Source organism: Xanthomonas sp. SHU 166 (genome assembly GCF_000364685.1).
Taxonomy (GTDB): domain Bacteria; phylum Pseudomonadota; class Gammaproteobacteria; order Xanthomonadales; family Xanthomonadaceae; genus Xanthomonas_A; species Xanthomonas_A sontii.
Window position 1 is genome coordinate 1 of sequence record NZ_AQOJ01000852.1, and the last position, 3862, is coordinate 3862.

Genomic DNA, 3862 nt, shown 5'->3' on the forward strand with positions numbered 1-3862 from the left:
CACAGCTGCGCGCCGCCGCCGAGCTGCTCGGCGCCTGGCCGCTGGTGGCCAGCGGCACCGAGGGCTACCGTACCGCCGAAGTCACCCTGGGCGGCGTGGACACCGACCAGGTGTCGTCCTCGACCATGGAATCGCGGCGCGTGCCCGGCCTGTACTTCGTCGGCGAAGTGCTCGACGTCACCGGCTGGCTGGGCGGCTACAACTTCCAGTGGGCATGGGCCTCGGGCCATGCGGCTGGTTTGGCGGCCTAGCGGCCGGGAATGGGGAATCGGGAATCGGGAATCGAAACACCGCTCGTTGCGCGCGCGTCTCGGTCCGAGCGCGAACGTTCAGACACGGCAGTCCGCTCTTGCGACTCCCCATTCCCGATTCCCCATTCCCGAACAACATGGACGCGACCGCGGGCATCGTGTATTAAACCCCGTCCCCGGGAGGCTTCATGCACACAGGCAAAGACATCACCCTCCGCCTGATGATCGTCGACGACAGCGGCGAAGACGCCGAGGCGATCGTCAGCAGCCTGCGCAACAGCGGCATCGCGGTGCGCCCGTCGCGGCCGCAGCACGCCGAGGAGTTGTCGGCGATGCTGACCGCACAGCCGATCGACCTGGTGCTCAGCGCGCAGGCGCAGTCGATCCCGCTGCCGCAGGTGCTGCAACGGGTCGCCGCCAGCGGCAAGGACATCCCGGTCATCGTGCTGGCCGAGCGCATCGACGAACAGGAATGGCTGGAGGCCGTGGCCGGCGGCGCGCGCGCGATCGCGCTGCGGCAGCGGCCCGAGCACCTGCTGGCGGTGGTCCGCACCACCTGGGCCGACCTGCAGGCGCGGCGCGGCCTGCGCCGGATCGAGGCGCAGATGCGCGAGACCGAGCGCCGCTGCGACGCGCTGATCGCCTCCTCGCGCGATCCGATCGCTTACATCCACGAGGGCATGCACATCCGCGCCAACGACGCCTACCTGGAGATGTTCGGGTTCGAGTCGTTCGACGACGTCGAGGGCGTGTCGCTGCTGGACATGGTCGCCCCGCAACACGTGGAAGGTTTCAAGCAGTTGCTGAAGTCGCTGAGCAAGGGCGAGCCGCCGCCGGCGCAGTACCAGGTGGACGCGCGCACCCTGGAAGGCGACAGCTTTCCGGCGACGATGGAATTCGCCACCGCCAGCTACGAGGGCGAGGCCTGCGTGCAGGTGGTGTTCCGCCGCCGCGAGGAGTTCGACCCGGAACTGGCGCGCGAGGTCGAGGACCTGCGCCAGCGCGACCAGGTCACCGGTCTGCTCAACCGCCCGACCTTCATGCTGGCGCTGGAAACCGCGGTGGCCCAGGTCGGCCGCGGCGAGGGCCAGTACGGCTTCCTGCTGGTCGAGCCGGATCATTACGCACGCCTGTTGGCCGACATCGGCCTGGATTCGGCCGATGCGCTGGTCGCCGCATTGGCCCAGCACCTGGCCGCGGCCATCGACGGCGACGTGCAGGCGGCGCGCTTCGGCGAGCACAACTTCGCGCTGCTGCTGGAAGGCGACTACGCGCGCACCGCGGCGCTGGCCGAGCGCCTGCTGCAGGCCTACGCCAGCCAGGTGTTCAGCGTCGGCGAGCGCTCGGCCACGGTCACCGTCAGCATCGGCGGCGTGCAGATCGGCGAGAAGATCGCCAGCGTCGGCCAGGTCCTGGCCCGCGCCAGCGAGAACGTGCAGGCGACCGTCGAACTGGGCGGCAACGCCTGCAAGATCTTCGACCCGGGCGCGGCCGATCGCCTCGAAGAGGAGCGCGTGCAGCGCTGGGTCCAGCACCTGCGCGAGGCCCTGGCCGGCGACGGCTTCCTGCTGCACTACCAGCCGGTGCTGAACCTGCAGGGCGAACCGCACGAGCTGTACGAGGCCTACCTGCGCCTGGAGCGCAACGACGAGCTGATCGGCCCGTCGACCTTCCTCGGCATCGCCGCCGAGCATGGCCTGACCGCCGAGATCGACCGTTGGGTGGTCGCGCGTGCGATCGCCGTCATCGGCGAACGCCAGCGCGCCGGCCACGCCACCAGTTTGCTGGTCAAGGTCAGCCCGGAGGCCTTCGCCGACACCCAGATGGTCGACCTGATCCGGCGCGAACTGGCGACGCACGGCGTGCCCGGCGACCGCCTGTGGCTGCAGACGCCGGAGGCCAAGGTGTTCACCCACCTGCGCAACGCGCAGCAGTTCCTGGCCGACGCCACCGCCCTGGGCTGCAAGGTCGGGCTGGAACAATTCGGCTCCGGCCTGGACTCGTTCCAGTTGCTGGCGCACTTCCAGCCCTCGTTCCTGAAGCTGGACCGCGGCTTCACTCAGGACCTGACCCAGACCCGCGAACACCAGGACAAGATCCGCGAGATCACTGGGCGCGCGCAGTCTGCCGGCATCCGCACCATCGCCGAGTTCGTCTCCGACGCGACCTCGATGAGCCTGCTGTTCAGTGCCGGCGTCGATTACGTGCAGGGCGAGTTCGTCGGCCTGGCGGCGCCGGGGATGACGTTCGATTTTGCCTGAGGGGCCGCGATTCGGGATTGGGGATTGGCAAAAGCCGCTACAGGCGCAGGCATTTGCCTGCGCCTGTAGCGGTCGACCTCAGCTCACTGTCGCGTTGACGTGCGAGGCGCGCAGGGTGGCGATGCGCTCGGCCAGCGGCGGGTGGCTCATGAACAGCTTGCGCAGGCCCTGGCCCAGGCCGCCGGCGATGCCGAACGCCTGCACCTGCGAGGGCAGCGTGCTCTGGCCGTGGTTGAGCTCCAGGCGCTGCAGCGCGGCGATCATCTTGGCGCGGCCGGCCAGGCTGGCGCCGCCGGCGTCGGCGCGGAACTCGCGGTAGCGCGAGAACCACATCGCGATCATCGTCGCGAACAGGCCGAACACCAGTTCCAGCACCATCACGATCGCGTAGTAGGCCAGGCCGCGACGGCCGTCGCGGTTGCCCGACAGGTAGCTGTCGACCACGCCGCCGACCACGCGCGCCAGCACGATCACGAAGGTGTTGAGCACGCCCTGCAGCAGCGCCATGGTCACCATGTCGCCGTTGGCGATGTGGCTGATCTCATGGCCCAGCACCGCCTCGGCCTCGTCCTGGGTCATGTTCTGCAGCAGGCCGGTGGAGACCGCGACCAGCGCGTTGTTGCGGTTGGCGCCGGTGGCGAAGGCGTTGATTTCCGGGCCGTCGTACACGGCGACCTCGGGCATGCCGATGCCGGCGGCCTGCGCCTGGCGCTGCACGGTCTGCAGCAGCCAGCGCTCGGTGTGGTTGCGCGGCTCGGTGATGACCTGCGCGCCGGTGGCGCGCTTGGCCATGAACTTGGACAGCAGCAGCGACACCAGCGAGCCGCCGAAGCCGAAGATCGCGGCCATCACCAGCAGGCCGCCCATCTGGTTGGGGTTGACCCCGAACACGGACATGACAATGCCGGCCAGGACCAGCACCGCCAGGTTGGTGATGAGGAACAGGACGATGCGATTGAACATGTGAGCGTGGGCTCCGCACTGATTAAATGGTCGGGATTGGCTCGAATCTGCGGTGTTGGCCGCTTGAATTCAAGCGCATACCTGACCGAGGATTCAGCTTGTCCATGTCTCCGCCCCCCTACCGCGGCCGCTTTGCGCCCTCGCCCACCGGCCCGCTGCACTTGGGATCCCTGCTCGCCGCCTTCGGCAGCTGGCTGTTGGCGCGCCACGCCGGCGGACAATGGCTACTGCGCATCGAGGACGTGGACCGCCCGCGCAGCGTGCCCGGCGCCGCCGAGCGGCAACTGGCCAGCCTGCGCGCCTGCGGCCTGGAGGCCGACGGCCCGGTGCTGCGGCAGCGCGAGCGCGACCCGGTCTACCGCGACGCCCTGCAGCGGCTGCTGCAGG

4 protein-coding genes are annotated in these 3862 nt (G+C 69.4%); 3 read left to right on the forward strand and 1 reads right to left on the reverse strand.

Annotation, left to right across the window (positions count from 1 at the left end; translation table 11 throughout):
* Positions 1 to 251, forward strand: a 251-nt coding sequence (locus D180_RS19440) for an NAD(P)/FAD-dependent oxidoreductase (protein ID WP_043091388.1), incomplete at its 5' end; no start/stop codon positions are given.
* 188 nt (positions 252 to 439) lie between these two features.
* The gene (locus D180_RS19445; protein WP_017914086.1) at positions 440 to 2512 is read left to right on the forward strand and encodes an EAL domain-containing protein; all 2073 of its coding nucleotides are present in this window, start codon (positions 440 to 442) and stop codon (positions 2510 to 2512) included.
* Between the two features lie 78 nt (positions 2513 to 2590).
* On the opposite strand, the gene htpX is transcribed toward D180_RS19445, so the two are convergent.
* Positions 2591 to 3475 (reverse strand): protease HtpX, encoded by an 885-nt coding sequence (gene htpX, locus D180_RS19450; RefSeq protein WP_017914087.1) that lies wholly within the window; start codon positions 3473 to 3475, stop codon positions 2591 to 2593.
* A 104-nt stretch (positions 3476 to 3579) separates the two neighbouring features.
* Here htpX and D180_RS19455 point away from each other — a divergent pair.
* Positions 3580 to 3862: glutamate--tRNA ligase family protein (locus tag D180_RS19455; protein ID WP_232760594.1), on the forward strand; the 283-nt coding region annotated here is incomplete at its 3' end.

Bases quoted from the DNA above. Each gene is read 5' to 3' on its own strand.
- D180_RS19445 (WP_017914086.1), top strand. From the start codon at position 440: ATGCACACAGGCAAAGACATCACCCTCCGCCTGATGATCGTCGACGAC.
- htpX (WP_017914087.1), bottom strand. From the start codon at position 3,475: ATGTTCAATCGCATCGTCCTGTTCCTCATCACCAACCTGGCGGTGCTG.